Here is a 23458-nt window from a genome sequence, read left to right on the forward strand (position 1 = left end):
GTCGCGGCGATGGCCGCCGCCGGCGAGACCTGCGTGGTCGCGGTCGATGCGGCGGGGCGCGCGGCCGGCATCCTGACCGAGCGCGACGTGGTGCGTCGGGTCGCCTTCCGCGCCCGGCCGGACGATCCGGTCGCGCAGGCGATGAGCGCGCCGGTGCAGACCGTGTCGGGAGAGGAGCATCTCTACCGGGCGGTCGGGCTGATGCGCGCGCGCGGCCACCGCCATCTCGTGGTGGTGGACGATGCCGGGCGGCCGATCGGCACGCTGCGCCGCGTGGACGCCTATGCCGCCGCCTCGGCGCGCCTCCTCGCCGCGGTGGAGACGCTGGCGCGCGGCGACGACGAGGCCGGCTTCGCCGCCACCCGTTCCGCGCAGGCCGGGCTGGCGCGCACCCTGCTCGACGACGGCGTGCCGGCCGCGGATGTGATCGGGGTGGTCGCGGAGATCAATCTCGACATCCACCGCCGCGTGGTCGAGCGCGCGCTCGCCGCCGCCGGGCCCCCGCCGGTCCCGTTCACGCTGATCGTGATGGGCTCGGGCGGGCGCGGCGAGAGCCTGCTCGCCCCCGACCAGGACAACGGGCTGATCCTCGCCGACTACCCCGATGCGCGCCACGGCGAGGTCGAGGCCTGGTTCATCCCCTTCGCCGAGGATCTGAATGCGCGGCTCGCCGCCGCCGGCTTCCCGCTCTGCAAGGGCGAGGTGATGGCGCGCAATCCCGTCTGGCGCAAGACGCTGAGCCAGTGGCGGGCGCAGTTCGCCCTCTGGGCGGAGCGACGCAGTCCGGTGGCTCTGCTGTTCGGCGACATCGCCTTCGACTTCCGCCCCGTCTGGGGCGACCCCGCGCCGGCCGAGGCGCTGCGCGCGCATCTCGCGCACGTGCTGGCCGCCTATCCGGCCTTCCTCGCCGCGCTTGCCGCCGAGGACGCGAAGCTCACGGTCGGGCTCTCCTTCTGGCGCGGCTTCCGCGATGACGAACCCGGACCCGGACGACGCACCGACCTCAAGCGGTCGGGGCTGATGCCGCTGGTCGCCGCGGCCCGGCTGCTCGCGCTGAGGCACGGCATCGCGGCGACCGGCACGCGCGCGCGGCTTGCCGCCCTCGCCGCGACGGGCGCGGTCGGGCCGGAGGAGGCGGCGGCGCTGTCGGTGGCCTTCGAGCACCTGGCAGGCGCCCTGCTGCGCCAGCAGCTTGCCGATGCGGAAGAGGGCCGCCCGCCCGGCACGCTGGCCGATCTGCGCCGCCTGCCGCGCGCGGAACAGGAGGCGATCCGCGCGGCGATGAGGCGCGTCGCGGCGTTCCAGAGCGCCGTGAAGGCGGCGTTCGGCGGCGGGGTATGGTGATTCATACCCGGAGCACAAGGGTTTGACCTTTGTGCGGAGGGTATGGCGCGCGGGGCTCAAGGGGCGGCCGCGCGCAGAACCAAGGCCTGACGCCCGGCCGGCAAAGGTCGAACCTTTGTCGGCCAGGTATCAGTCGCGCTTCAGCGCGTAGCGGCCCGAGCCGGCCAGCACCAGCGGCACCAGCAGACCCGCGATCGCGAGGTTCTTCATCGCGGCACCGAGCTGGCCGGCCTGCTGCGCCTCGGGATAGGTCCACCACGCATGCGCGACGAAGATCGTCGCCAGCGTGAAGATCGCGAGCCCCGCCGCGGCCCAGCGGGTCAGCACGCCGATGACCAGCAGGATCGGCGCGACGATCTCGAGCGCGACCACGGCGGCAGCGACCAGCCCCGGCAGCGGGAACCCCTTGGCCGCGAGCAGCCCCGTGATGCCGGCGCCCGGCGGCCAGCCGAGCTTGTTCCAGCCGGCGAGCAGGAACATCGGCGCCACCGCCAGCCGCCCGATCAGCAGTCCGAGATCGCTCATCCTGGTGCCTCCGCCTCCTCGGTCCGGAACTCCGCCGGCAGGGTGATCTCGAGCATCTCGACATCGTCGCTGTGCGCGACCTCGCGATGCCGGATCCCCGGCGGCTGGTGCACCATCGAGCCTGCGGTCAGCAGCACCTCGCCCACGCCTTCGTACTCGAATCGGACCCAGCCCCGGAGAACGTAGACCATCTGGAAGCCGAGGTCGTGCGTGTGCCACACCGGGTGCGAGCCGGCGCCCGGCACCGCGCGGATCACGTGCGCGCCCACCTTGCCGCCGGTGACGTGGCGGATGCCGAGGTCGCGATAGGCGAAGAACGCGCGCAGGCCGGCGGTGAAGGCGGCATCGGCCGCGTGGCTGACCACCACCGGCAGGATCCGCCCGGCGCTCACGACACCCCCACCCCGGCGCTCACGACACCCCCACGGCGACATGGGTGGCGTAGCCCGGCCGTTCGAGCAGCCGGAGGTGATAGGCGGCGAGTGCCGGAAAGTCGGGCCGTTCGATCGGCATGTGCAGATAGCGGTAGACGATGCAGCCGATGGGGATGTCGGCGAGGGTGAAGCGGTCGCCCGCGATCCAGGGCCGGCGCGCGAGTTCCGCCTCGAGCAGCGCGAAGGTCTCGGCCGCGCGCGCAAGCCCCTTGTCGATCACCGCCTGGTCGCGCTTCTCGGGCGGGGTGCGGTACATCTGCACGAAGGCCGGGCCGAGGCCGGACTGGCCGGTGGTCTGCTGCCAGTCCATCCACTGGTCGGCGATGGCGCGCGCGCGCGCCGCCTCGGGCCAGATGGGCGAGTCCGCGCCGTAGGCGTTGCCGAGATAGCGCAGGATCGCGTTGCTCTCCCAGACGATGAACCCGTCCTCCTCCTCGAGCACGGGGATCAGCGCGTTCGGGTTCTTGGCAAGGAACTCCGGCGTGCGCAGCCCGCCGAACGCGCCGCCGCAATCGATCCGCTCGTAGGCGAGGCCGAGCTCCTCGCAGCCCCACACCACCTTCATGACGTTGATCGAGGTCGCCCGTCCCCAGATGCGCCGCATGCCCATCTCCCCGCCCTGTTGCGCCGGCCAGCATGGCCGCGCCGGAGGGGCTGCGTCCAGCGGCCCGAGCCATGCTACAGGGCGCGGCATGTCGCGCTCCCTGGTTGCGGCCCTCGGCGCGCTCGCCGCCGCCGCCGCGCTCGCGGTCGCCTATGCCTCGCAGCACTGGGGCGGGCTGCTGCCGTGTCCGCTCTGCATCTGGCAGCGCTACCCGTATTGGGCGGCGATCCCGGTCGGGCTTGCCGCGCTCGCCCTGCCGCGCCTAGCTGCACCCGCGCTCGCCCTGCTGGCCCTGCTGTTCCTCGGCAATGCCGCGCTCGGCGCCCTGCATGCCGGGGTCGAGTGGGGCTTCTGGCCGAGCCCGGTGCCGGAATGCGTCGTCGACGCCGGCGCGGCGGCCACGGTCGAGGATCTCCTGCGCGGCCTGCGTGCGGCCCCGGCCGTGCCCTGCGACCAGGCCGCGGTCGAGGTGCTCGGCCTCTCCATGGCCGGATGGAATGCGCTCTACGCCCTTTCGGTCGGCGTGGCGCTCACCATCTCGGCGCTGCGGGGACGGGGAGCGCCATGAGCGACGCGAGCTTCATCGAGCCGCCGCGCAGGACCGGCGAGGGGCGGCTGCCGGGCGATCCGACGCCGCGCGAGCGGGTCGCGCGGATCATCCGTGTCGACCATGCCGGGGAGTATGGCGCGGCGCGCATCTATGCGGGCCAGCTCGCCGTGCTCGGCCGGACCGATGCGCGGCCGCTGCTCGAACACATGGCGGCGCAGGAGGCGGTGCATCTCGAGACCTTCGCGCGCATGATCGGCGAACGGGGCATCCGCCCGACCGCGCTGCTGCCGCTCTGGCACGTCGCGGGCTATCTGCTCGGCGCCGGCACCGCGCTCCTCGGCAGGCGCGCGGCGATGGCCTGCACGGTCGCGGTGGAGGAGGCGATCGACGCGCACTACCGCGACCAGGCGGCGGCACTCGGCGAGGACGAGCGGGAGCTGCGCGAGACGATCGAGCGGTTCCGCGCCGAGGAGGGCGAGCATCGCGACATCGGCCTCGCACACGAGGCCGAGCGTGCCCCCGCCTACCGGCTGCTCGCGGCGGTGATCAAGGCGGGCTGCCGGATCGCGATCCGGCTCAGCGAGCGGGTGTAGCGGCGGGGCCGGGGGATGACCCCGCCGGCCTCCCGAGGCGGGGGCGTTGCCGCGCAGGTCGTGTCGTCGCGCGTTCCTCCGCCTCTCGTCGCGGACGGAGACGCAGCGGCGCGTTCCCGCTTCCGCCGCTCAGGGGGCGGGCCAGTCGGGGCGGTCGAAGCGCTGGATCTCGAGCGTGTAGCCCGCCGGATCGCGGAAGAAGAAGTGGTAGACGCGATACTGCGCCGAGAGCGCCGGCGGATGCGGAATCGGTACGCCCTGGGCGCTGAGATGCGCATACCAGCCGTCCACGTCCTCGGCGACGAAGGTGAACACCACCCCGCCCACCGCGCGGGGATTGTCGGTCGCGCGCGGCGCCCGCGCGCGACAGACGCCGAGGAAGGCCGTGTTGCCCTCGGCAGCGGCGTAGATCCGGCACGCCCCCTGGTCCTGCACCAGCCTGAGCCCCAGCACCTCCTGGTAGAAGCGCCACGACGGTTCGGGCGGATCGGCGTAGAGGAAGGTCACGGCTTGGCCGATCGGCGGGCGGGGCGGGCTGGCAGGGCGTGCGGTCACGGAGGGCTCATCGGGTGCGAAGGCCGCCGGCGGGGCCGGTCGGCGGTCCCGCCATCATCGTCGTGCGCGGCACCGAGGGAAAGGCCGGGCGCGCACCCTCCGCGAGGGTCGAGGCCGACCGCGCGGCGCCGCGGCAATTTGCTGCCGCTTCGGAACGATATCGCGCGGGGACCGGCGCCGCGCCGTCCTGGCCACGCGAAGGCTCCAGGCGGGTTCGTCACGGATCAAGGTTGATCGGAACGCGCTGTTGCGGCCGTCGCTGGCCTCACGGAGGGGCTCATGGCGGTCCGCAAGGTTCCGTCCGGACATGGCGCCTGAGGAAGAGCATCGGCGGGCCGGTCCGGCCAGCGGGCGGCGTCACGCCTCCTTGTAGCCGTAGGCCGGCAGCCCCTGTTCGCTGCCGTAGTACTTGTAGGGCAGGAACTTGCCGGACATCGTGATCTTCACCCGGTCGCCCTTCTCGTGCGGCAGCCGTTCGATCTCCATGTCGAAGTCGATCGCGCTCATGATGCCGTCGCCGAACTCCTCCTCGATCAGCGCCTTCCAGGCCGGGCCATTCACCATCACGAGCTCGTAGAAGCGATAGATCAGCGGATCGGTCGGCGGCATCGGCATGCCGCGATGCGGGATCTCGTTCAGCATCCGCTCCTCGAGCTCGGACAGGCCGAACAGCCGGGCCGCCTTGTGGGCCAGCGGCTTGACGAGTTTCATCTGGCCGAGCAGCGCGCCGACGACGAGGACCGGGGAGATGCCGCCGATCTCGTCGCAGATGTATTTCCAGGTCCAGCCCTGCGCGCGCTTGATGTCGAGGATCTTCTCGGTGAGCTGGGCTCGGGTCATGGCGGTCTCCTTTTCGGTGGATGGATCGGCCGGGCGGACGCGCTCTCCTCACGCCGCCAGGGCGGGGCGCACCTCGGGAACGCGTCGCGGGTTCCACTCGGGCGGCATCGTGCGCGCCAGCCGCCTGGATCGGTCGACCAGGAAGTCGATGATGTGGTTGCGCAGGTCGTAGTAGCCCGGCAGGTGGTGGACGTCGTGGCGCGTGCGCGGGCGCGGCAGGGTGTTCACCACCACCTCCGCGATCTTCGCCTGCGGACCGTTCGTCATCAGCAGGATGCGGTCGGCGAGCAGGATCGCCTCGTCCACGTCGTGCGTGATCATGAAGGCCGTCAGCTTCGTCTCGGCGACGATGCGGTTCACCTCCTCCTGAAGCGTGCCGCGGGTCAGCGCGTCGAGCGCCGAGAACGGCTCGTCCATCAGCAGGATCTTCGGTTCCACCGCGAGCGCGCGGGCGATGCCGACGCGCTGCTTCATCCCGCCCGAAAGCTGCGCCGGCCGTTTCGAGGCCGCCCCGGTCAGGCCGACCAGGTCGATCCAGGAGCGGCAGGCCTCGGCGACGCGGGCCCGCCCCCAGCCCGGATGGCGGCTGCGGATCGCGAAGGCGATGTTCGCCTCCGCGGTCAGCCAGGGCAGCAGGGCATGGCTCTGGAAGATCACGGCGCGGTCCAGGGATGGACCGTCGATCTCGCGGCCTCCCACCACGACCGCCCCCTCGTAGTCGCGGTCGAGCCCGGCGAGGATGTTGAGGATGGTCGTCTTGCCGCAGCCGGAATGGCCGATCAGGCAGACGAATTCGCCCTCCTGGATGCCGAACCAGACGTCCTCGAAGACGGTCTGCGGCGGCGCCCCGCGTGTCGCGGGGAAGCGGCGCGCGATGCCTTCGACGCTGACGAAGGGGCGGCGCATCGACGCCTCAGTCCTGGTAGGCGACCGCGCGCGTGGCGACCGCAAGGGCTTGGTCGAGCGTCATGCCGACGATGCCGATCACCAGGATCGCCGTGATGATGTCGGCGAGGCTGAGATTGTTCCACTGGTTCCAGACGAAGTAGCCGATCCCGGTGCCGCCCACGAGCATCTCGGCGGCAACGATCACCAGCCACGCGATGCCGATCGAGATGCGCATCCCCGTCATGATGGTTGGCGCGGCGGCGGGGAGGATCACGTGCAGGGCGGTGCGCAGGCGGCCGCATTCGAGGGTGCGTGCGACGTTCAGCCATTCCCGCCGCACCGAGGCCACGCCGAAGGCCGTGTTCAGCAGCATCGGCCAGATCGAGCAGATGAAGATCACGAAGATGGAGCTCGCGCCGCTGTCGCGGATCGTGTAGAGCGCGAGCGGCATCCAGGCGAGCGGGCTGATCGGCCGCAGCACCTGGATGAAGGGATTGAGCGCGCCGTACATGAGCGGGCTCATGCCGATCGCGAAGCCGAGCGGGATCGCCAGCAGCGCGGCCAGCGCATAACCGGCCAGCACCCGACCCAGGCTGTAGGCGAGCTGGATGCCGATCCCCTGGTCGTTCGTGCCGCGCACGTAGAACGGGTCGGCGAGGTGTTCCAGCATGCGCGTGCCGACCTCGGCCGGCGACGGGAATGGGCTTTGCCCCCCTGCTGCCGCCGCGGCGCCGACCAGTGCCGCATATTCGGCGTCCACCGGGCCCGTCTGGCTGGCGCCGGAGGAGGAGGCGATCTGCCAGAACGCGACGAGGACGGTCAGGATCAGCGCCGACAGCGCCAGCGATGCGAAGGGCCGCGTCGCGCGCATCTCGCCCTCAGCCGCGCCGGATCGCGAAGGAGGCGAGGTAGCCTTCCGGATCGGCGGGATCGAAGGCCCTGCCCATGATGACATGGGTGCGCTTGGCCGTCGCCGGCGGCGAGAGGCCGAGCTCGCGCATCGCCTGGGCCGTGTCGGTGGCGAGGAACACCTGCTCGGCGATCTGCGCGTAGTCGATGTCGCCGCGGATCTGGCCCCAGCGCTTCATCTGGGTCAGGATCCAGATCGCCATCGAGTGCCACGGGAACGGATCGAAGTCGATCCGGTTCGGCACGCGCTGGACGCGCCCGAGCCCGTCGGCGAAGCTGCCGGTCAGCACCTGTTCGACCACGGTCTGCGGCTGGTTCAGGTAGTTCTGAGGCGCGATCGCGGCGGCGACCTCGCGCCGGTTGGCCGGGTTCGAGGAGTAGGCGGTCGCCTCGACGATGGCGCGCAGGAGCGCGTGGTAGGTTCCGGGCGCCTCGCGGATCATCTCGCGCGAGATGGCGAAGGCGCAGCAGGGATGGCCGTCCCACAGGTCCTTGGTCAGGAGATGGATGAAGCCCACGCCGTCATACACCGCGCGCTGGTTGAACGGGTCGGGGCCGAGGAAGCCGTCGATGTTGTCGGCGCGCAGATTGGCGACCATCTCCGGCGGCGGCACCGCGCGGATCTGGATGTCGCGATCGGGATCGAGGCCGGCTTCCGCGACGTAGTAGCGAAGAAGATAGTTGTGCATCGAGAAGTCGAACGGCACGGCGAAGCGGAAGCCGCGCCAGTCCTTCGGATCGCGCCGGTCGCGGTGCCTCATCGCCAGGGTGATCGCCTGGCCGTTGATGTTCTCCACCGCCGGCATGGTCCACGGGATCGGCGCCGACCCGGCACCCAGGGTGATCGCGAGCGGCATGGGCGAGAGCATGTGCGCGGCGTCGTATTCGCGGTTGATCGCGCGGTCGCGGATCACCGCCCAGCCCGCGGTGCGGATCACCTCCACGTTCAGCCCGTGGCGGGCGTAGAAGCCCATGGGATGGGCCATGATGATCGGCGTGGCGCAGGTGATCGGGATGAATCCCACCTTCAGGTCGCGCTTCTCGATCCGTCGCGGCGTCTCGGCGAAGGCCTCCTTGGCGCGGCCGAGCGGGAAGACCGCGCCCAGCGCGGCGGCCGCAGCGGCACGCCCGACGAGGCCCACGAAGGCCCGCCGGCGCGCCTCGGTGCCGAACACGGCGCGGGTGACAGCTGTCTCGACGATCCGGTCGGCCAGCGCCTCGGCTCCCCGCGGCTCCGGATCGGTGACCGTCTCGCAGGCCAGTGCCGCCGCATGGGCGGCGAACGAGGCATGCCGCCCGCACGGGCAGGACCATGGACGCGCCTTCGGATCGAACGGATCGTCGAACACGCCCATGGCTTGACCCCTGACGTCCCCAGTTGAAGCCAATCGGTCCGGAGCTGGACCACCGGACGTCCTGCGAAGAGCGTGCCACGGCCGCGGGCGCGCCAAGTCTGCCCAGGCTGACGGCAGACCGGTGCGTCGACTCACATCCATGCCCAGATATCGATCAGGATGATTGAAGTGTAGGCATCCCTGGGGGCTGAGGTGCGACGCGGCGGTGCGCGCCTTGCCGCTGTCCGCTCTGCTACTGTTGTGGCCCATGTGGACGGCGATTCGCGCCTTCCTCTGGGTCTATGCGCTGGTCGCACTCGTCGTGGTCGGCGCGCTGGCCTTCGCCTGGCGCTTCGTCGCCCCGCCGCCACCGCGCGAGGTCGTCGTCGCCACCGCCGCGCCGGGCGGCGCCTATCACGAGGCGGCCGAGGCCTGGGGGCGCATCCTGGCGCGCGAGGGCATCACCCTGCGGTTGCGCCCGACCGCGGGCTCGATCGAGAACCTGCGCCTGCTCTCGACCGACCCCCCGGAGGTCGATCTCGCGCTCGTGCAGGGCGGTGTCGGCGGCGAGGCGGCCTGGCCCGGGCTCGAGAGCCTGGCCGCGGTGTTCTTCGAGCCGCTCTGGGTGTTCGTGCGCGGCGCCGACCCGGATGACCGGCTCGCCGCGCTTGCAGGCCGGCGCATCGCGATCGGGCCCGAGGGCTCCGGGACGCGTGCGCTCGCGCTCGAACTCCTGGCCGGCAACGGTGTCCGACCCGAGGACGCGACCCTGCTGCCGATCGGGGGCATGGAGGCGGCCGAGGCGCTGGCGGCCGGCACGATCGATGCCGCGATGTTCGTCTCGGCGCGCCCGACCGCGCCGATCGTGCGGCTGCTCCGCGCGCCGGGCGTGACGCTGCTCGACTTCCGGTCGCGCGCGGATGCCTATGTCGCCGCCTTTCCCTATCTTACCCGCGTCACGCTCCCGGCCGGCGCGGTCGATCTCGCGGGCGATCTGCCGGCGGAGGACGCCGTGCTGGTCGCGCCGATGGCGCAGGTGGTCGCGCACGGAGCGATCCATCCGCAGATCGTCGCGCTTCTGATGGAGGCGTTCACCGAGACCCATCGCGGCCGGCAGCTCTTCGCGCCGGCCGGCCGTTTCCCCTCCGCCGACCCGACGGACTGGCCGCTCAACGCCGACGCGGCGCGCTACCTGCGCCACGGGCCAGGGTTCCTCAAGCGTTACCTGCCGTTCTGGGCCGCGGTCTGGATCGAGCGGATGTGGGTGCTGGTCATCCCGCTGCTCACCATCGCGATTCCGCTCGCGCGCCTCGCCCCGCCGCTCTGGCGCTGGCAGATCGACCGCAAGGTCTACCGCTGGTACCGCCACGTGAGGCGGCTGGAGGCGGCGTTGAGGGCGGCCCGCAGCGAGGAGGAGCGGCGCAGGGTCTCTGCCGAGCTCGACGCGCTGGCCGACCGCGTCGGCCGCGTGCGCGTGCCCCTGAGCCACGCCCAGCCGCTCTATCAGCTGCGCAGCCACATCGCCCTGATCCGCGACGGCGCGCTGCGGTGATACCCTCCGCACAAAGGCTCGACCTTTGTGCGGAGGGTATCGTGCGCGGGGCTGGTGGGGCGGCCGCGCGCGAACATGACCCCATACCAGCCCGCCGAAGGTCAAACCTTCGGCGGGCTGGTATGAGGCCGCGCTTGCGGAACGGTGCGGCACCGCGCTAATCCGGCACCGCCGCCCCCGCGGCACCTGCAAGGGGAGAGCCGTCATGCCGCCGTCGTTGCCGCAACAGCCCGCCTGGGTGAGGGAGTTCAAGGCCTTCATCATGCGCGGCAACGTCATCGACCTCGCCGTCGGCATCATCATCGGCGCGGCTTTCACCGCGATCGTCAACAGCCTGGTGAAGGACATCTTCAACCCCGTGCTCGGGCTGCTGATGGGCGGCATCGACTTCTCGAACGTGTTCATCGTGCTCTCGGGCGAGCGCATGCCGACCATCGAGGCGACGCGCGAGGCCGGCGGATCGGCGATCGGCATCGGCCTGTTCATCAATGCCTGCATCAACTTCGTGATCGTCGGTTTCGCGATCTTCTGGCTGATCAAGGTGCTCTCGCGCTTCAAGGCGAAGGAGGAGGCGGCCGCGCCGCCCGCGCCGCCGAGGAGCGAGGCGCTGCTCGAGGAGATCCGCGATCTCCTGAAGTCCCGTACCCCCTGACGCGCTTCTGCCGGGCGTCGCGGTGGACGGCGCCCCGGCCGCTCTGCGATCCTGTTCGCCTCGGCAACGCTGAAGGCGGCGGACCATGACGCGCATCGGTCGTTCTCTTGCAGCCCTCCTGCTCGCGCTGGCGCTGGCGGGGCCGGCGGTTGCTTTCGAGGTGCCGGGTCTCGCCGCCGACTCCGACGCCTATGCGCGCACCCTCGCCGCGCGTGCTCCCTCCAGTGCCGAGGCGCGCGCCGCGGCGGATCGGCGCGCGGACGTCGCGCTGCGCGCGGGCGACTGGGCCGAGGCCGTCGCCGCGCTCGAGGCGCGCATCCGCCTCGGCTCGGTCGAGGAACGGCACTGGCTGGCGCTCGCCGAGGCGTGGCAGCGCCGCACCCCGCCCGACGGCAACCGCGCGCTCCAGGCCGCCTGGCAGGCCTTCGCCATGGTGCCCGGCGGCGCACCCGAGATCCCCGCGATCCTGCGCATCGCCGATGTGTTCCAGCACGTGCTCGACCGGCCGGCCCAGGCGATCGAGGCGCTCGAGGCGGTGGTCGAGCGCGACCCCGCGAATCCCGCCCATCGCCAGCGCCTCGCCGAGCTTCGCCGCAGCGCGGGGCTGGCCGTGCGCCGCGTGCTGGCCGAGCCGGAGAGCGATCCGCCGCGTGCCTGCATCGAGTTCGCGGGTGCGCTCTCGCCGCGCCGCGACATCGCTTGGGCCGACTGGGTGCGCGTCGAGCCGGCGACGCGCACGGCCGTCACCGCCGAGGGCAGCCGGCTCTGCGTCGCGGGTCTCGGCCACGGGCGACGGTGGGACGTCACGCTGCGCGAGGGCCTGCCAGGGGCGGATGGCGCGACGCTCCGCCGCGCCGCCACGCTCGCCGTCGCGATGCCCGACCGCGCGCCGCGCGTGGTGCTGCAATCCGGCGCCTTCGTGCTGCCGAAGGGCGACGCCCCGCGGCTGTCGGTCGGCACGGTGAACCTCTCCGCCGTGGCGGTGAAGCTCCACCGTGTCGGCGAGCGCGGGCTCGCCGGCCAGATCGGCGCGGACGGCCGCGCGTTCCGCGCGCTCTCGCAATGGTCGGCGCAGTCCCTTGCCGAGGGCGGCGGGCGTCTGCTCTGGGAGGGCGTGCTCACCATCCCGCACTGGGAGCGCAACGTGCTCGCGCGCACGGTTCTCGACCTCGCGCCGATGCTCGCGGGTGCTGCCCCGGGCCTGTTCGCGCTGACCGCCGCGCCGGGCGACGGCACGCCGTTCCCCTCCTGGAGCGAGGTCGCGACGCAGTGGTTCGTGCTGACCGATATCGGTCTCACCGTGCTGCGCGGCGCCGACGGGCTGACCGTGCTCGCGCGCGCGCTCTCCGATGCGCGGCCGCTCGGCGATCTGCGCATCGCCGTGGTGGCGCGCGACAACGAGGAGCTCGCGGTGGTGCAGACCGACGCCGACGGTGTGGCGCGCATCGCCGCGCCGGTGCTGCGCGGCACCGGCGGCGCCGCACCGCGCCACGTCACCGCGCGCGGCGCGGACGGCGATCTCGCCTTCCTCGATCTCGACTCCGCCTCCTTCGATCTCTCCGACCGCGGCGTGGAGGGTCGCGCCCATCCCGGCCCGCTGGACGCCTGGCTCTGGACCGAGCGCGGCATCTACCGCCCCGGCGAGACCGTGAACCTGCTGGCGCTGCTGCGCGACGCCGCCGGTGACGCGGCCTCGGTGCCGCTGACGCTGCGGCTCAAGCGCCCCAACGGCACGGTCGCGGCGGAGATGGTGCCGCAGCCCGACCCGGCCGGCGGGCGTGCCTGGGCGATCCCGCTCTCGGCCGGCGCGCCGCAAGGCACCTGGACGGTGGAGGCGCTGGCCGATCCGCGCGCAGCACCGATCGGACGCGGTTCCTTCGAGGTGGCCGACTTCGTGCCCGAGCGTCTCGCGGTCGAGATCGGCGCAGCCCCTGGCCCGCTGATCCCCGGCGCGCCGCTCACACTGCCCGTGACCGCGCGGTTCCTCTACGGCCCGCCGGCTGCGGGGCTGCCGGCGCGCGGCGAGATCACCGTCGCGGCCGACCCGCAGCCGTTTCCGCACCTCGCCGAGTGGCGCTTCGGCCTGGTCGAGGACTCGCCCGACACGATCCGCGAGGACCTCGCGCTGCCGGACACGGATGCGCAGGGCCGCACCACCGCCACACTCCTGCTGCCGCGCGCGCCCGACACCACACGCCCCTTGCGCGCGACCGTCGCGATCGAGGTCGCCGAGCCCGGCGGGCGGCCCACGCGTGCGCGCGCCAGCGTGCCCGTGCGCGCCCAGCCGCGGCTGATCGGCATCCGACCGCTGTTCGCGCGCGGCGCGGTCGAGGCCGGCAGCGACGCCGCGTTCGAGGTCGCGGCCTTCGATGCCGAGGGCAACCGCATCGCCGCCCCGCGGCTGCATCTGCGCCTGGTGCGCGAACGGCCCGACTGGCGCGTGGTGATCCGCGAGCGGCTCGCGCGCTACGAGCTCGTCTGGCGCGACGAGCCGGTGGAGGCGCGCGACCTCGCCGTCACCGCCGAGCCGCTGCGCGTCAGCCGACGCCTCGATTGGGGCCGCTACCGGATCGAGGTGTCGGACGGCGACAGCCTCGCCGCGACCTCGGTGCGCTTCCGCGTCGGCTTCGTGCCGACCGCCGGGCTCGGCGACACGCCCGACATGCTGGACGTCGCCGCCGACAAGCCCGCCTACGCGCGCGGCGAGACGGCCCGGGTGCGGATCGAGGCGCCCTATGCCGGGCTCGCCACCGTGATGGTGCTGACCGATCGCGTGCATGCGGTGCGGACGCTGCGCGTGCCGCAGGGTGCGAGCACGGTCGAGATTCCGACCGATCCCGCCTGGGGGCCGGGCGCCTATGCTGCCGTGACGCTGCTGCGCGGCCGTGCCGAGGCGGGGGCCAACCCTGTCCGTGCGCTCGGACTTGTCTGGCTCGGGCTCGATCCCGCGTCGCGCACCGTCCCCGTGGCCGTGCAGGCGCCGGGCCTGATGCGGCCGCGCGCCCCGGCCGAGGTGGTGGTGCGCGCGGCACCTGGCGCGATGGTCGCGCTCGCCGCGGTGGACGAGGGCATCCTGCGCCTCACCGGCCATGCCTCGCCCGATCCGGCCGGCTGGTTCACCGGCAAGCGGCGGCTCGGCATCGACATCCGCGACGACTACGGGCGGCTGATCGCGCCCGCCGAGGGCAGCGCCGGCGTGCTGCGCCAGGGCGGCGACGATGCGGAGACGGGGGCGGCGCTGCCGGCGATCCCGTTCGTGATCGCCAGCATGGTGCACGGCCCGGTCGCGGCCGGGCCCGACGGCACGGCGCGCTTCACGCTCGACGTCCCGGACGTGAACACCGCGCTCAGGCTCATGGCCGTGGCGTGGGATGCCGCGCGCACGGGCGCGGCGTCGGTCTCGGTGCCGGTACGCGACCGGCTCGTTGCGGAGCCGGCCCTGCCGCGCTTCCTCGCCCCGGGCGACGAGGCGCGCCTGGCGGTCTCGCTGCACAATGTCGAGCTGCCCGCGGGCGAGATCCGCATCGCCGTCACGGCCGATGGCCCGCTCGCGATCGACGGCGGGCCACAGGCGCTGACGCTCGCGCGGGAGGCGCGCGGGCGCGTGCTGTTCGGCCTGCGCGGCACGGGCGTGGGGGGCGGCGCCGTGACGCTCCGCGCGGAGGGACCGGACGGCTTCAGCGCGACGCGCGTCTTCCCGATCACCGTGCGTCCGGCGCGACCGCCGACGACCGCGCTGAGCCGGCGCGAACTGCCGGCCGGCCAGACGCTGACGGTCGGGCGCGATGCCCTCGCCGCCTTCGTTCCGGGAACGGCGCGCGTGACCGTGACCGTCAACACCGGCGCGCCGGTCGACCTCGCCGCACTCGCCCGCACGCTCGATCTCTGGCCCTATGCGTGCCTGGAGCAGACCGTCAGCAAGGGCTTCCCGCTCGTCTTCCTCGACGACGAGGCGCTGACCGGCGCCGATCGCCGCGCGCGTCTGCAGGCGCTGGTCGGCCAGGTGCTGGACAAGCAGCGCTTCGATGGCGCATTCGGGCTGTGGAGTGCCGGCGACCAGGCCGAGCCCTGGCTCTCGGCCTATGCGGTCGAGTTCCTGCTGCGCGCGCGCAACGCAGGGGCGGCGGTGCCCGAGGCGCCGCTCGCGGAGGCGCTGCGCTACCTCGCTGGCCTGACCGACGAGCCGGCGCGCGAGCCCTGGGATCGCGCGGCGCAGGCCTATGCGCTGCACGTGCTGGCGATGGGCGGCAGGCCGCGTCCGGGGGCGGCGCGCGTGCTGGCGGATCAGGGGACGGAGCGACTGCCCACCGCGCTCGCCCGCGCACAGCTCGGCGCGGCGCTGATCCGGATGGGCGAGCACGGGCGCGGCGAGGCGCTGCTGCGCGACGCGACCGCCGACCCGGCGCGCGACTGGTGGTGGCAGGACTACGGCACCACGCTGCGCGATGCCGCGGCGATGATCGTGCTGGTGAAGGAGGCCGGCGTGCTCACCGAGCGCGTCCCGGCGCTGGTCGATCGCCTGCCGGCGGAGCAGATCCAGCCCGGGCGCACCTCCACGCAGGAACAGGCGTGGCTGGTGGCGGCCGGCGCGATGCTGGGCCGCGACGGCCAGCCGGTCGCGCTCGCGGTCGATGGAGAGGAGCGCGCGCCCGCCGTGCTGACGACACTCGCGCGCGATGCGGGTGCCTTGCCGGTGGCGCTGCGCAACCTCGGCCGCACGGCGATCTGGCCCTCGGTCGCGACGACGGGAATCGCCGTCCAGTCGCCTGTCGCCGCACGCGACGGGCTGGTCGTGCGGCGCAACTTCCTCAACCGCGACGGCAGCCCGCTCAACCTCGACACGATCCGCCAGAACGACGTGTTCATCCTGGTGATCGAGGGGCGCGCCGAGACGCGCATGCTGCACCAGGCGCTGCTGGTGCACGGGTTGCCGGCGGGCTGGGAGGCGGAGCCCGCGCGGCTCGGCCCGGGAGAGGTCGCGGCCTTCCCGTTCCTCGGCGAGCTGTCACGGCCGCGCGCGCTCGCGCTGCGCGACGACCGGCTGGTCGCACAGCTCGACCTCTCGCCGGACGAGCCCGCGTTCAAGCTCGCCTTCCTGATCCGCGCGGTTACACCGGGCCGGTTCGAACTGCCCGGCGCGGTGCTGACCGACATGTACAAGCCGCGCTTCTTCGCGCGCCAGAACACCGGGCGGATCGCGGTGGCGCCTGCCGACTGAGATGCGCCGCGCGGCACTCGCGCTCGCGCTGCTGGTCGCCGGGATCGCCGGGCTCGACCGGCTGTTCCCGCCCAACCTCTCGCGCGCCGAGGCGGTCTCGGCCGAGGTGACCGACCGCGACGGCGCGACGCTGGCGGTGTTCCCGGCGCCGGGCGGGGTGTGGCGCCTGCGCACGACGGTGGCCGACGTGCCGCCCGCGTTCGTCGCCATGCTGCTCGCGCGTGAGGATGCGCGGTTCCGTTGGCATCCCGGCGCCGATCCTCTGGCGCTCGCGCGCGCGGCGGCGCAGGCCGCACGGCACGGCCGGATCGTGTCCGGTGGAAGCACGATCACCATGCAGGTCGCGCGACTGCTCGAACCACGGCCGCGCACGGTCCTGGCGAAGGTGGTCGAGATCGCGCGCGCCTGCCAATTGGAGGTGCGCTACTCGAAGGACGAGATCCTCGGGCTGTGGCTGACGCTCGCCCCCTTCGGCGGCAATCTCGAAGGCGTGCGCGCGGCCGCGCTGGCGCTGTTCGGGCGGCCGCCGGCGGGGCTCGACCCGGCCGAACTCGCGCTGCTGGTCGCGCTGCCGCAGCGGCCCTCGGCCCTGCGTCCCGACCGCTTCCCCGAGCGTGCGGCGGCGGCGCGGGATCGCGTGCTGGACATTGCGGAAGCCGCCGGCGCGCTGTCGCCGCGCGCGGCGGCGGATGCGCGGGCGGCACCGGTCGAGGCCGCGCGTCACGCGATGCCGCGTCTCGCGTGGCATCTCGCCGTGCGCGAGGCCGGCGGCGGGCGCGTCGCGACGACGCTGGAGGCTCCGTTGCAGGCCGCCCTGGAACGGCTCGGCGCGGAGATCGCAGCGACGCTCGACGAGCGCGCGAACCTCGCCGTCGTGGTGCTGCGCAACGCCGACCGGACGATCGCGGCGCATCTCGGCGCGCTGCCCGGCGAGACGCGCGGTGGGGCGCTCGACCTCGCCCACGCCGTGCGCTCGCCGGGCTCGTCCTTCAAGCCGTTCCTCTACGCGCTCGCCTTCGACGCCGGCGCGGTGCGCCCGGAGACGCGCATTGCCGACCTGCCGCGCCGCTTCGACGGCTATGCGCCGGAGAATTTCGATCGTGGCTTCGTCGGCGACGTCACCGCGGCCGAGGCGCTCAGGCTGTCGCTGAACCTTCCGGCGGTGGCGGTCGCGGATGCGTTCGGCCCGCTCGCCTTCGTCGCCGCGCTCGGAAGGGCAGGGGCCCCGCCGCGGTTCCCGCCCGCGCAGTCCGGGCCCGGGCTGCCGGTGGCGCTGGGCGGGTTCGGCACGACGCTGATGGAGGCGACCGCGCTCGCCGCCGCCCTCGCCGATGACGGCAGCGTTGCGGCGCCGGTCTGGCGCGCAGGCAAGACGGCCGCGCGGCAGCCTTTCGTCTCGCGCGAGGCGGCCGGTGCCGTGCGCGCGATCCTCGCCGGGAGCACGCCACCGCCCGGCATGCCGCCGCAGCTCCACCCGCCGCGCATCGCCTGGAAGACGGGCACGTCCTGGGGGCATCGCGACGCCTGGGCGCTCGGCGTCTCGGCGACGCACACGGTCGGCGTGTGGGTCGGGCGGCCGGATGGCACGCCGCTGCCGGGCCAGACCGGGCGCGCAACGGCGACCCCGCTGATGCTGCGCGTGTTCGCGCTCTTGCCCGATCCCGGCCCGCTGCCCGACGCGCCGCCGCTGCCGCCGGCGCCCGCACTGGCGCGGCTCGGTCCGGCCAGCGCCGATCGCCTGCGCCTGATCTTCCCGCCCGACGGCGCCGCGCTCGCCGCCGGGGCTGCCGTGACGCTGCGCGCCGCCGGTGGCCAGCGGCCACTCACCTGGCTGGTGGACGGCGCGCCGATCGCCTCAGTCCGCCACCGCCGCGACACGGCCTGGCAGCCGCCCGGGCCGGGATTCTACCGCATCACCGTGGTCGATGCGGAGGGTGCGGCGGCGGTGGCCGAACTGCGCGTGCGCTCACCCTGAGCGGAGAAGCCGGGCGACGAGGATCGCGGCGGCGACGATGCCGAACCCGACCAGGTCGGTGATCGGCTCGGGCGCCAGCATCAGCAGCGCACCCGCGCCCACCACCACGCGCGCCCAGACCGGCAGCGTGCCGAAGCGGTAGAGGTGCCCCTCGGTCGCGGCGGCGAGCAGGACGATCGCGACGGACGCGGTGATCGTCGCGCGCAGGATCACCGCCGGGTCGCCCTTCAGGATCAGCGCCGGTTGCAGCACGAAGAACACCGGCAGCAGCATGAGCAGGATGCCGATGCGCAACGAGGTCACGGCCGTCTGCATCGCGCTCGCCCTGGCGACGAAGGCCGCCGCGATCGCGGCGAGCGCGACCGGCGGTGTGATGAAGGAGACGAGGCCCCAGTAGAGCACGTAGAGATGCGAGGCCATCGGATCGAGCCCCGCGGCGACGAGCGCCGGGGCGAGCACGATCGCGAGGAAGATGTAGCAGGCCGAGGCCGTCATCCCCATGCCGAGGACGAAGCTGGTCAGCGCGCCGAAGACCAGCAGGAGCGCGATGTTGCCGCCGGCGTACTGCACGAGTTCGCGCGAGAAGGAGTTGGCGACCCCGGTCACCGACATCCCGCCGACGATCAGCCCGATCCCCGCGATCAGTGCGACCAGCCGCGCCACCGCCTCGCCGGATGCGACGACCAGGCGGGCGAAGGCCGCCCAGCCGAACCCGGTCGCCCGCCTGCGCAGGAGCGCGACCGCGAGCAGGAACAGCGAGACCCAGAACGGCGCCTCGGCCTCGATCCGGTAGGCGACCAGCAGCACGGTCAGCCCGACGATCGCGGCAAGATAGTACCAGCCGCCGAGCAGCGTCGGCAGCAGAGGCGGGATCGCCTCGCGCGCGACCCCGTGCAGGCGATGGCGCACGGCGTAGAGGTCGGTCTGCACGAACAGCGCCAGGTAGTAGAGGAATGACGGCAGCGCGGCCGCGACCACCACCTCCGCGTAGGGCACGTTCAGGAAGCTCGCCATGATGAAGGCGGCAGCCCCCATCACGGGCGGCATCAGCGCCCCGCCCGTCGACGCGCAGGCCTCCACCGCGCCGGCATAGTGCGGCGCATAGCCGCAACGTTTCATGGTCGGGATGGTGAGCGTGCCGGTGGTCAGCACGTTCGAGGTCGGGCTGCCCGACAGCATGCCGAACAGCGCCGAGGACACCACCGCCACCTTGGCCGGCCCGCCGCGGCTCGCCCCCATCAGCGCGAGCGCGAAGTTCATGAAGAACGACGCGCCCCCGGTGGCCGCGAGTACCACGCCGAACACCAGGAAGCCGATCAGCATGTCGGCCACCACCTGCATCGGGATGCCGATGATGCTCTCGGTGCCGAACACGTGCTCCTGGATCGTACCCGGCAGGTCGAGCTGCACGCCCCAGAGGAAGCCGGGCATCGCATCCGCGAACAGCGGATAGGCGCCGAAGACGAGGCAGACGAAGAACAGGATCGCCTCGCCGGTGCGGCGCACGCCTTCGAGCACGAGCGCGACGAAGAGCCCGGCGAGCACGGTCGCCCAGCCGGGGGCGGTCGCGTTCCAGCCGCGCAGCTGGATCGTCAGCGCCTCGGTCGCGAGCCAGAGGCCGAGGCCGGCCAGCGCGGCCGCAAGCAGCCAGTCGAACCACGGCACGCGCAGCGCCTGGCGGCACGTGGCGGGAAAGGCAAGCAGCGCGACCGCGCCGAACAGGCCGATCACGAGGTAGTGGAACGCCGTGCTGATCGGCCGGAAGCCAAACAGGCCGAGATTGAACACCTGGTTCACCGCGAGCACGAGGCCGGCCGCAGAGAGCGCGAAGCCCGCGGCGAAGGCCGGGCCGTGGAGCCGGCTCGGCGGCTCCGCGGGCGCCCCGGCCGGCGTCTCGCCGGGGCGCATCACGGCGCGGCGCTCAGCTCAGCGCGGCGAGTGCGGCGGCACGCCGCTCGCCCCATGCCTTGCCCAGCGTCTCGCCCTCGAGGCCGCGCGACCGCGCCTCGGGCGCGAAGCGCTGCCAGGCCGCCTGCAGCGCCCCGTGGCGCTTCAGCATGCCCTCCTGCCAGGCCTGATGCGCGGCGCTCCATTGGCCCCGCTCGCGCAGGTAGCGGATCGCGCCCTCGTGGAAGGCCGCGTCCATGGGCGGCGTGCCGGCCTCGGCCACCGACCAGCGCGGCATGATCGGGTTGGCGTCCTTGTAGAGGTCGAAGCTCTCGGCGATCGCCTTCGTCACGGCGTAGGTCTCGTCGGCGGAGGTCTCCGCGGGCACGGTGATCATCGGGTAGCGGTAGCCCATCACCCAGGCGGGCTTCTCCGCCGACAGCCCGGCGCCGATCGTCTCCCGGAACGGCTCGACGAAGGGCACGGCGCGCTGCGCGGCCTTCCAGCCCTCGGCGTTCGCGGGATCGAGCTCGACCCAGGCGATGCCGCGCGGGCTCGCCTCGAGTTCGCGCAGCGCGGCGGCCGCGGGCGCCGCGCCCGCGCAGTCGGCCCGGCCCTCGATCAGGGCGCGCAGGCTCGCCCCGTAGGAGGGGAACTGCACCAGCTCGACGTCGCTCCAGGTCAGGCCGGCGAAGGCGAGGATCGGCTCGATCTTGATGTTGACCGAGGAATTCGCAGGCACGAAGGCCATGCGCTTGCCCTTGAGATCCGCGGGCCTCGTGATGCCGCTCTCCCTGGTCGCCACCACCGAGAAGGCGTTCTTGCGCCCGAGCAGGGTGCGGAAGTCCTGCGGGCCCCAGTCGAGGGCGGCATACTCGTGCAGGCCCTCGACCGCGAAGTAGAGTTCGTTGGCGAGCCAGCCGTGGCTCGCGCGCTTCTGCTTCACCGGCAGGATGCGCCCGATCGAGGTGCCGGAGGGCTGCAGGCGGACGCGCGCGCCGTAGGCGCGGCCCAGCGCATCGGCGATCGCCGAGGCCTCCACATAACCGGTGGAGCCGACATCGTAGACCGACCAGACCATCGTGGCCGGCAGGCCGGGGAGGGCGCCGGCCTGGACGATCGCGGGGCGCGCCAGCGCGATGGCCCCGATCCCGCCCGCGAGCGCGATCATGCGGCGACGTGTCGGCATCCGATCCTCCCGTGTCCGTTTGGGGCGGTCCATCGCCCGGTTCCAAACGAATCGGGCACACTCCGTGCCGCTGCGTCAATCGGAGGCGTGCGCGCCGGCAAGGTGCTAGTCTCGGGTTCCCGCCCTCCCGCCGCCACGCGAGACCTGCCCCTCCTCGTGTCCGACCCGACTCCGCTCCCGTCCGCCGCGCCTTGCCCGCAGGGCCTGCCGTGGCCACCGATCCGCCGCCGCAGCGGCCTGCGCTGACCCATGGTCTCGACCGCGACGCTGTCATTCGCCGTCCGCCCGCGTGTGCTCGCGCGGCTGACCGGACGCGCGGCGCTGCTGCTGACCGGCATCAACGCGCCTCTGGTCGTGCTGACGCTCGCCGACCGGGAATGGGAGGGGGCGGCCGCCCATGCGGCGGTGCTCGCCACGCTGGTCGGCCTCTGGGCGGCGCTGTCGCGCGGCAGGCCGGCGCCGGTGCCGCAGACCAACGAGGCGATGGTGCTGTCGGTGATCGCCTTCGCGCTCGCCTCGGCAGCGCTCGCGCTGCCCTGGTGGGCGGAGGGGATCGCCTTCGTGGATGCGCTGTTCGAGGCGGTCTCGGCCGTCACCACGACGGGGCTCTCGACGCTCGACAGCGTCGAGAACAAGCCCTGGTCGTTCCTGTTCGCGCGCGCCTGGGGCCAGTGGTCGGGCGGGCTGATGATCGTGCTCCTGGCGCTGTTCCTGACGCTCGAGCGCGGCGCGGTGGCGGGGCGGTGGCTCGCCTACCAGCTCACCGCGGAGGAGGTGATGCTGGGCGCGCGCGCCTGGATGCGCACCATGGCGATCGTCTATGGCGCCCTCACCCTGGTCACCTTCGCGGCGTTCCTCGCGGTCCGGCTCGATCCGTGGAATGCGCTGCTGCACGCGCTGACGGCGGTGTGCGGCGGCGGGTTCGCGGCCGACGACCAGAGCATCGCCGGGATCGGTGGCCGGCCGGTGCAGGCGGTCGGCATGGCGGGCGGCGTGCTGGGGGCGATCTCGTTCCTGATCTGGCCGCAACTGCGCAAGGGCAAGTGGCGGGCCGTGCTGGGGGCGCGGGAACTGCATACCTTCGCGACCCTGTGCCTCGCCGGCAGCATCGTGCTGTTCGCGACGATGAGCCAGCTCTCCGGGCTGCCGCCGCGGGAGGCGGCATGGGATGCCGTGCTGATGTCGCTCTCGAGTCAGGCGACGACCGGGTTCGCGACACTCGATCTCCACCCGCTCGATCCGGTCTCGAAGCTGGTGATGACCGTGCAGATGATGCTGGGCGGCGACACCGCCTCCGCCGCCGGCGGGATCAAGATGTTCCGCCTGATCGCCATGCTGCGCCTCGCGCGCAATGCGATCGCGCGCACGGCGCTCGCACCGCACGCCGTGATCCCGACGCCTTCCGGCGAGGCGGATCTCATCCGCGGCACCGCGACCGTGGTGACGCTGTTCGTGATCGTGCTGCTGCTCTGCTGGGCCATCTTCCTCGGCGCGGGGATCGAGCCGGTCGATGCGCTGTTCGACTGCGCCTCGGCGCTCTCGATCTGCGGCGCCTCGGTGGGCGTCGCCTCGCATGCGCTCGCCTGGCCGTTGAAGCTGGTGCTCACTGTGGCGATGCTGGTCGGCCGGCTGGAGATCGTCGCGATGCTCGTGGTGCTCTATCCGCGCACCTGGGTCGGCCGGCGGCAGGACGAGGGGAGATAGGGCGATGCGGGTGGTGATCGTGGGCGCGTCGAACCTGGCGGCGGCGACCGCGGATGCCCTGATCCAGCGCGGCCACGAGGTGGTGATGGTGGAGCGCGACCGGGCGCGCATCGAGGAGCTGGGCGAACGGCTGGACGCCGCCTTCGTCGCCGGCGACGGCATCCGGCCCTCCATCCTGAAGGAGACCTCGCCCGAGGAGTGCGAGGCGCTGCTCGCGTTGACGAGCGGCGACCAGGACAACATCCTCGCCGCCCTGGTCGGCCGGTCGGTCGGGTTCCAGCGCGTGCTGCCGAAGGTGTCGGACCCGGAACTCGAGAACGTCGCGATCGAGGTCGGGCTGACCGAGCTCCTGGTGCCGGACCGGACCATGGCCCAGGCGATCGCCGACCGGGTGGAGGGCGGCCGCGGCGCGGGCGGCGAGCAGATGATCCCGGCCGGTTTCCGCCTGTTCACCTTCATCGCCACCATGGAGGACGCCGAGGGCGAGTGCCTCAAGGACCTGCCGCGCGGGGTCAAGCCGCTCGCGATCTTCCGCGGCGACGGGTTCGTGCTACCCTCCGAGACCGACCAGGTGCATGCGGGCGACCGGGTGCTGCTGATTCTGCCGGCGGACCGTTACGACGACATGCTCGAGAAGCGCGCCAGGACGAAGCGCCGGCGATGAGAGGGGGACGCACGCGGTCGTACCGTCGGCACGGTGCCGGC

At 73.2% G+C, this 23458-nt stretch carries 19 protein-coding genes; 9 read left to right on the forward strand and 10 right to left on the reverse strand.

What is annotated here, in order from left to right; all coding sequences use genetic code 11:
• Positions 1-1344 (forward strand): DUF294 nucleotidyltransferase-like domain-containing protein (locus FK498_RS07245; RefSeq protein ID WP_141853050.1); only part of this gene is annotated, 1344 nt, incomplete at its 5' end.
• Between the two features lie 129 nt (positions 1345-1473).
• Here the strand turns inward: FK498_RS07245 and FK498_RS07250 are convergent.
• From FK498_RS07250 to FK498_RS07260, 3 genes are read right to left on the reverse strand one after another with little or no spacing between them, the layout of a single operon-like run.
• On the reverse strand, positions 1474-1869 hold the full coding sequence (locus tag FK498_RS07250; RefSeq protein WP_141853052.1) for a DoxX family protein: 396 nt from the start codon (positions 1867-1869) through the stop codon (positions 1474-1476).
• Positions 1866-2261: a cupin domain-containing protein gene (locus FK498_RS07255; RefSeq protein ID WP_141853054.1), complete on the reverse strand. Its 396-nt coding sequence runs from the start codon at positions 2259-2261 to the stop codon at positions 1866-1868. Before FK498_RS07255 ends, FK498_RS07250 begins: the two co-directional genes overlap by 4 nt.
• 19 nt (positions 2262-2280) lie before the next feature.
• Positions 2281-2907 (reverse strand): glutathione S-transferase family protein, encoded by a 627-nt coding sequence (locus FK498_RS07260; protein WP_141853056.1) that lies wholly within the window; start codon positions 2905-2907, stop codon positions 2281-2283.
• 88 nt (positions 2908-2995) lie between these two features.
• Between FK498_RS07260 and FK498_RS07265 the strand changes: the two genes are divergently transcribed.
• Positions 2996-3475, forward strand: a complete 480-nt coding sequence (locus FK498_RS07265) for a disulfide bond formation protein B (protein WP_141853058.1) — start codon at positions 2996-2998, stop codon at positions 3473-3475.
• Positions 3472-4050 carry a demethoxyubiquinone hydroxylase family protein gene (locus FK498_RS07270; protein ID WP_141853060.1) on the forward strand — a complete coding sequence of 193 codons (579 nt, stop codon included), beginning with the start codon at positions 3472-3474 and terminating at the stop codon, positions 4048-4050. Before FK498_RS07265 ends, FK498_RS07270 begins: the two co-directional genes overlap by 4 nt.
• 129 nt (positions 4051-4179) lie before the next feature.
• Here the strand turns inward: FK498_RS07270 and FK498_RS07275 are convergent, their stop codons facing one another.
• The 5 genes from FK498_RS07275 to FK498_RS07295 all read right to left on the reverse strand — a co-directional run bounded on the left by FK498_RS07275 (position 4180) and on the right by FK498_RS07295 (position 8597).
• Positions 4180-4605, reverse strand: coding sequence for a VOC family protein (locus FK498_RS07275; RefSeq protein WP_141853062.1), 426 nt, complete (start codon positions 4603-4605; stop codon positions 4180-4182).
• A gap of 357 nt (positions 4606-4962) precedes the next feature.
• Positions 4963-5445 (reverse strand): cyanase, encoded by a 483-nt coding sequence (gene cynS / locus FK498_RS07280; RefSeq protein ID WP_141853064.1) that lies wholly within the window; start codon positions 5443-5445, stop codon positions 4963-4965.
• 48 nt (positions 5446-5493) lie between these two features.
• Positions 5494-6351: an ABC transporter ATP-binding protein gene (locus FK498_RS07285; protein ID WP_141853066.1), complete on the reverse strand. Its 858-nt coding sequence runs from the start codon at positions 6349-6351 to the stop codon at positions 5494-5496.
• 7 nt (positions 6352-6358) lie between these two features.
• Positions 6359-7204, reverse strand: coding sequence for a nitrate ABC transporter permease (gene ntrB, locus FK498_RS07290; RefSeq protein ID WP_141853068.1), 846 nt, complete (start codon positions 7202-7204; stop codon positions 6359-6361).
• 7 nt (positions 7205-7211) lie between these two features.
• Complete coding sequence (locus FK498_RS07295; RefSeq protein WP_141853070.1) at positions 7212-8597, reverse strand: CmpA/NrtA family ABC transporter substrate-binding protein; 1386 nt, start codon at positions 8595-8597, stop codon at positions 7212-7214.
• Between the two features lie 247 nt (positions 8598-8844).
• On the opposite strand from FK498_RS07295, the gene FK498_RS07300 reads away from it, so the two are divergent.
• The 4 genes from FK498_RS07300 to pbpC all read left to right on the forward strand — a co-directional run bounded on the left by FK498_RS07300 (position 8845) and on the right by pbpC (position 17973).
• On the forward strand, positions 8845-10128 hold the full coding sequence (locus tag FK498_RS07300; RefSeq protein ID WP_141853072.1) for a TAXI family TRAP transporter solute-binding subunit: 1284 nt from the start codon (positions 8845-8847) through the stop codon (positions 10126-10128).
• 205 nt (positions 10129-10333) lie between these two features.
• On the forward strand, positions 10334-10780 hold the full coding sequence (mscL, locus tag FK498_RS07305) for a large conductance mechanosensitive channel protein MscL (RefSeq protein ID WP_141853074.1): 447 nt from the start codon (positions 10334-10336) through the stop codon (positions 10778-10780).
• Positions 10781-10865: 85 nt separating this feature from the next.
• On the forward strand, positions 10866-15998 hold the full coding sequence (locus tag FK498_RS07310) for an alpha-2-macroglobulin (RefSeq protein WP_141853076.1): 5133 nt from the start codon (positions 10866-10868) through the stop codon (positions 15996-15998).
• Between the two features lies 1 nt (position 15999).
• Positions 16000-17973 (forward strand): penicillin-binding protein 1C, encoded by a 1974-nt coding sequence (pbpC, locus tag FK498_RS07315; RefSeq protein ID WP_141853078.1) that lies wholly within the window; start codon positions 16000-16002, stop codon positions 17971-17973.
• Here the strand turns inward: pbpC and FK498_RS07320 are convergent.
• A complete protein-coding gene (locus FK498_RS07320) occupies positions 17965-19881 on the reverse strand; it encodes a TRAP transporter fused permease subunit (RefSeq protein ID WP_141853098.1) in 1917 nt (638 codons plus the stop codon). The two genes, pbpC and FK498_RS07320, sit on opposite strands and share 9 nt — an antisense overlap.
• A 13-nt stretch (positions 19882-19894) precedes the next feature.
• On the reverse strand, positions 19895-21049 hold the full coding sequence (locus FK498_RS07325; RefSeq protein ID WP_141853080.1) for a TAXI family TRAP transporter solute-binding subunit: 1155 nt from the start codon (positions 21047-21049) through the stop codon (positions 19895-19897).
• A 249-nt stretch (positions 21050-21298) separates the two neighbouring features.
• Between FK498_RS07325 and FK498_RS07330 the strand changes: the two genes are divergently transcribed.
• Positions 21299-22753: a TrkH family potassium uptake protein gene (locus FK498_RS07330; RefSeq protein ID WP_141853081.1), complete on the forward strand. Its 1455-nt coding sequence runs from the start codon at positions 21299-21301 to the stop codon at positions 22751-22753.
• Between the two features lie 4 nt (positions 22754-22757).
• Positions 22758-23417 carry a TrkA family potassium uptake protein gene (locus FK498_RS07335; RefSeq protein ID WP_141853083.1) on the forward strand — a complete coding sequence of 220 codons (660 nt, stop codon included), beginning with the start codon at positions 22758-22760 and terminating at the stop codon, positions 23415-23417.
• The last annotated feature ends 41 nt before the right edge of the window (positions 23418-23458 follow it).

The organism is Elioraea sp. Yellowstone, from assembly GCF_006704265.1.
GTDB lineage: Bacteria > Pseudomonadota > Alphaproteobacteria > Acetobacterales > Acetobacteraceae > Elioraea.

What these genes read in the sequence shown, in the direction of transcription:
- pbpC (WP_141853078.1), top strand. Translation starts at nt 16,000, where the DNA reads ATGCGCCGCGCGGCACTCGCGCTCGCGCTGCTGGTCGCCGGGATCGCC.
- FK498_RS07295 (WP_141853070.1), bottom strand. Translation starts at nt 8,597, where the DNA reads ATGGGCGTGTTCGACGATCCGTTCGATCCGAAGGCGCGTCCATGGTCC.
- FK498_RS07250 (WP_141853052.1), bottom strand. Translation starts at nt 1,869, where the DNA reads ATGAGCGATCTCGGACTGCTGATCGGGCGGCTGGCGGTGGCGCCGATG.
- FK498_RS07270 (WP_141853060.1), top strand. Translation starts at nt 3,472, where the DNA reads ATGAGCGACGCGAGCTTCATCGAGCCGCCGCGCAGGACCGGCGAGGGG.
- cynS (WP_141853064.1), bottom strand. Translation starts at nt 5,445, where the DNA reads ATGACCCGAGCCCAGCTCACCGAGAAGATCCTCGACATCAAGCGCGCG.
- FK498_RS07310 (WP_141853076.1), top strand. Translation starts at nt 10,866, where the DNA reads ATGACGCGCATCGGTCGTTCTCTTGCAGCCCTCCTGCTCGCGCTGGCG.
- FK498_RS07260 (WP_141853056.1), bottom strand. Translation starts at nt 2,907, where the DNA reads ATGCGGCGCATCTGGGGACGGGCGACCTCGATCAACGTCATGAAGGTG.
- FK498_RS07265 (WP_141853058.1), top strand. Translation starts at nt 2,996, where the DNA reads ATGTCGCGCTCCCTGGTTGCGGCCCTCGGCGCGCTCGCCGCCGCCGCC.
- ntrB (WP_141853068.1), bottom strand. Translation starts at nt 7,204, where the DNA reads ATGCGCGCGACGCGGCCCTTCGCATCGCTGGCGCTGTCGGCGCTGATC.
- FK498_RS07325 (WP_141853080.1), bottom strand. Translation starts at nt 21,049, where the DNA reads ATGCCGACACGTCGCCGCATGATCGCGCTCGCGGGCGGGATCGGGGCC.
- FK498_RS07320 (WP_141853098.1), bottom strand. Translation starts at nt 19,881, where the DNA reads ATGCGCCCCGGCGAGACGCCGGCCGGGGCGCCCGCGGAGCCGCCGAGC.
- FK498_RS07285 (WP_141853066.1), bottom strand. Translation starts at nt 6,351, where the DNA reads ATGCGCCGCCCCTTCGTCAGCGTCGAAGGCATCGCGCGCCGCTTCCCC.
- FK498_RS07330 (WP_141853081.1), top strand. Translation starts at nt 21,299, where the DNA reads ATGGTCTCGACCGCGACGCTGTCATTCGCCGTCCGCCCGCGTGTGCTC.
- FK498_RS07300 (WP_141853072.1), top strand. Translation starts at nt 8,845, where the DNA reads ATGTGGACGGCGATTCGCGCCTTCCTCTGGGTCTATGCGCTGGTCGCA.
- FK498_RS07335 (WP_141853083.1), top strand. Translation starts at nt 22,758, where the DNA reads ATGCGGGTGGTGATCGTGGGCGCGTCGAACCTGGCGGCGGCGACCGCG.
- mscL (WP_141853074.1), top strand. Translation starts at nt 10,334, where the DNA reads ATGCCGCCGTCGTTGCCGCAACAGCCCGCCTGGGTGAGGGAGTTCAAG.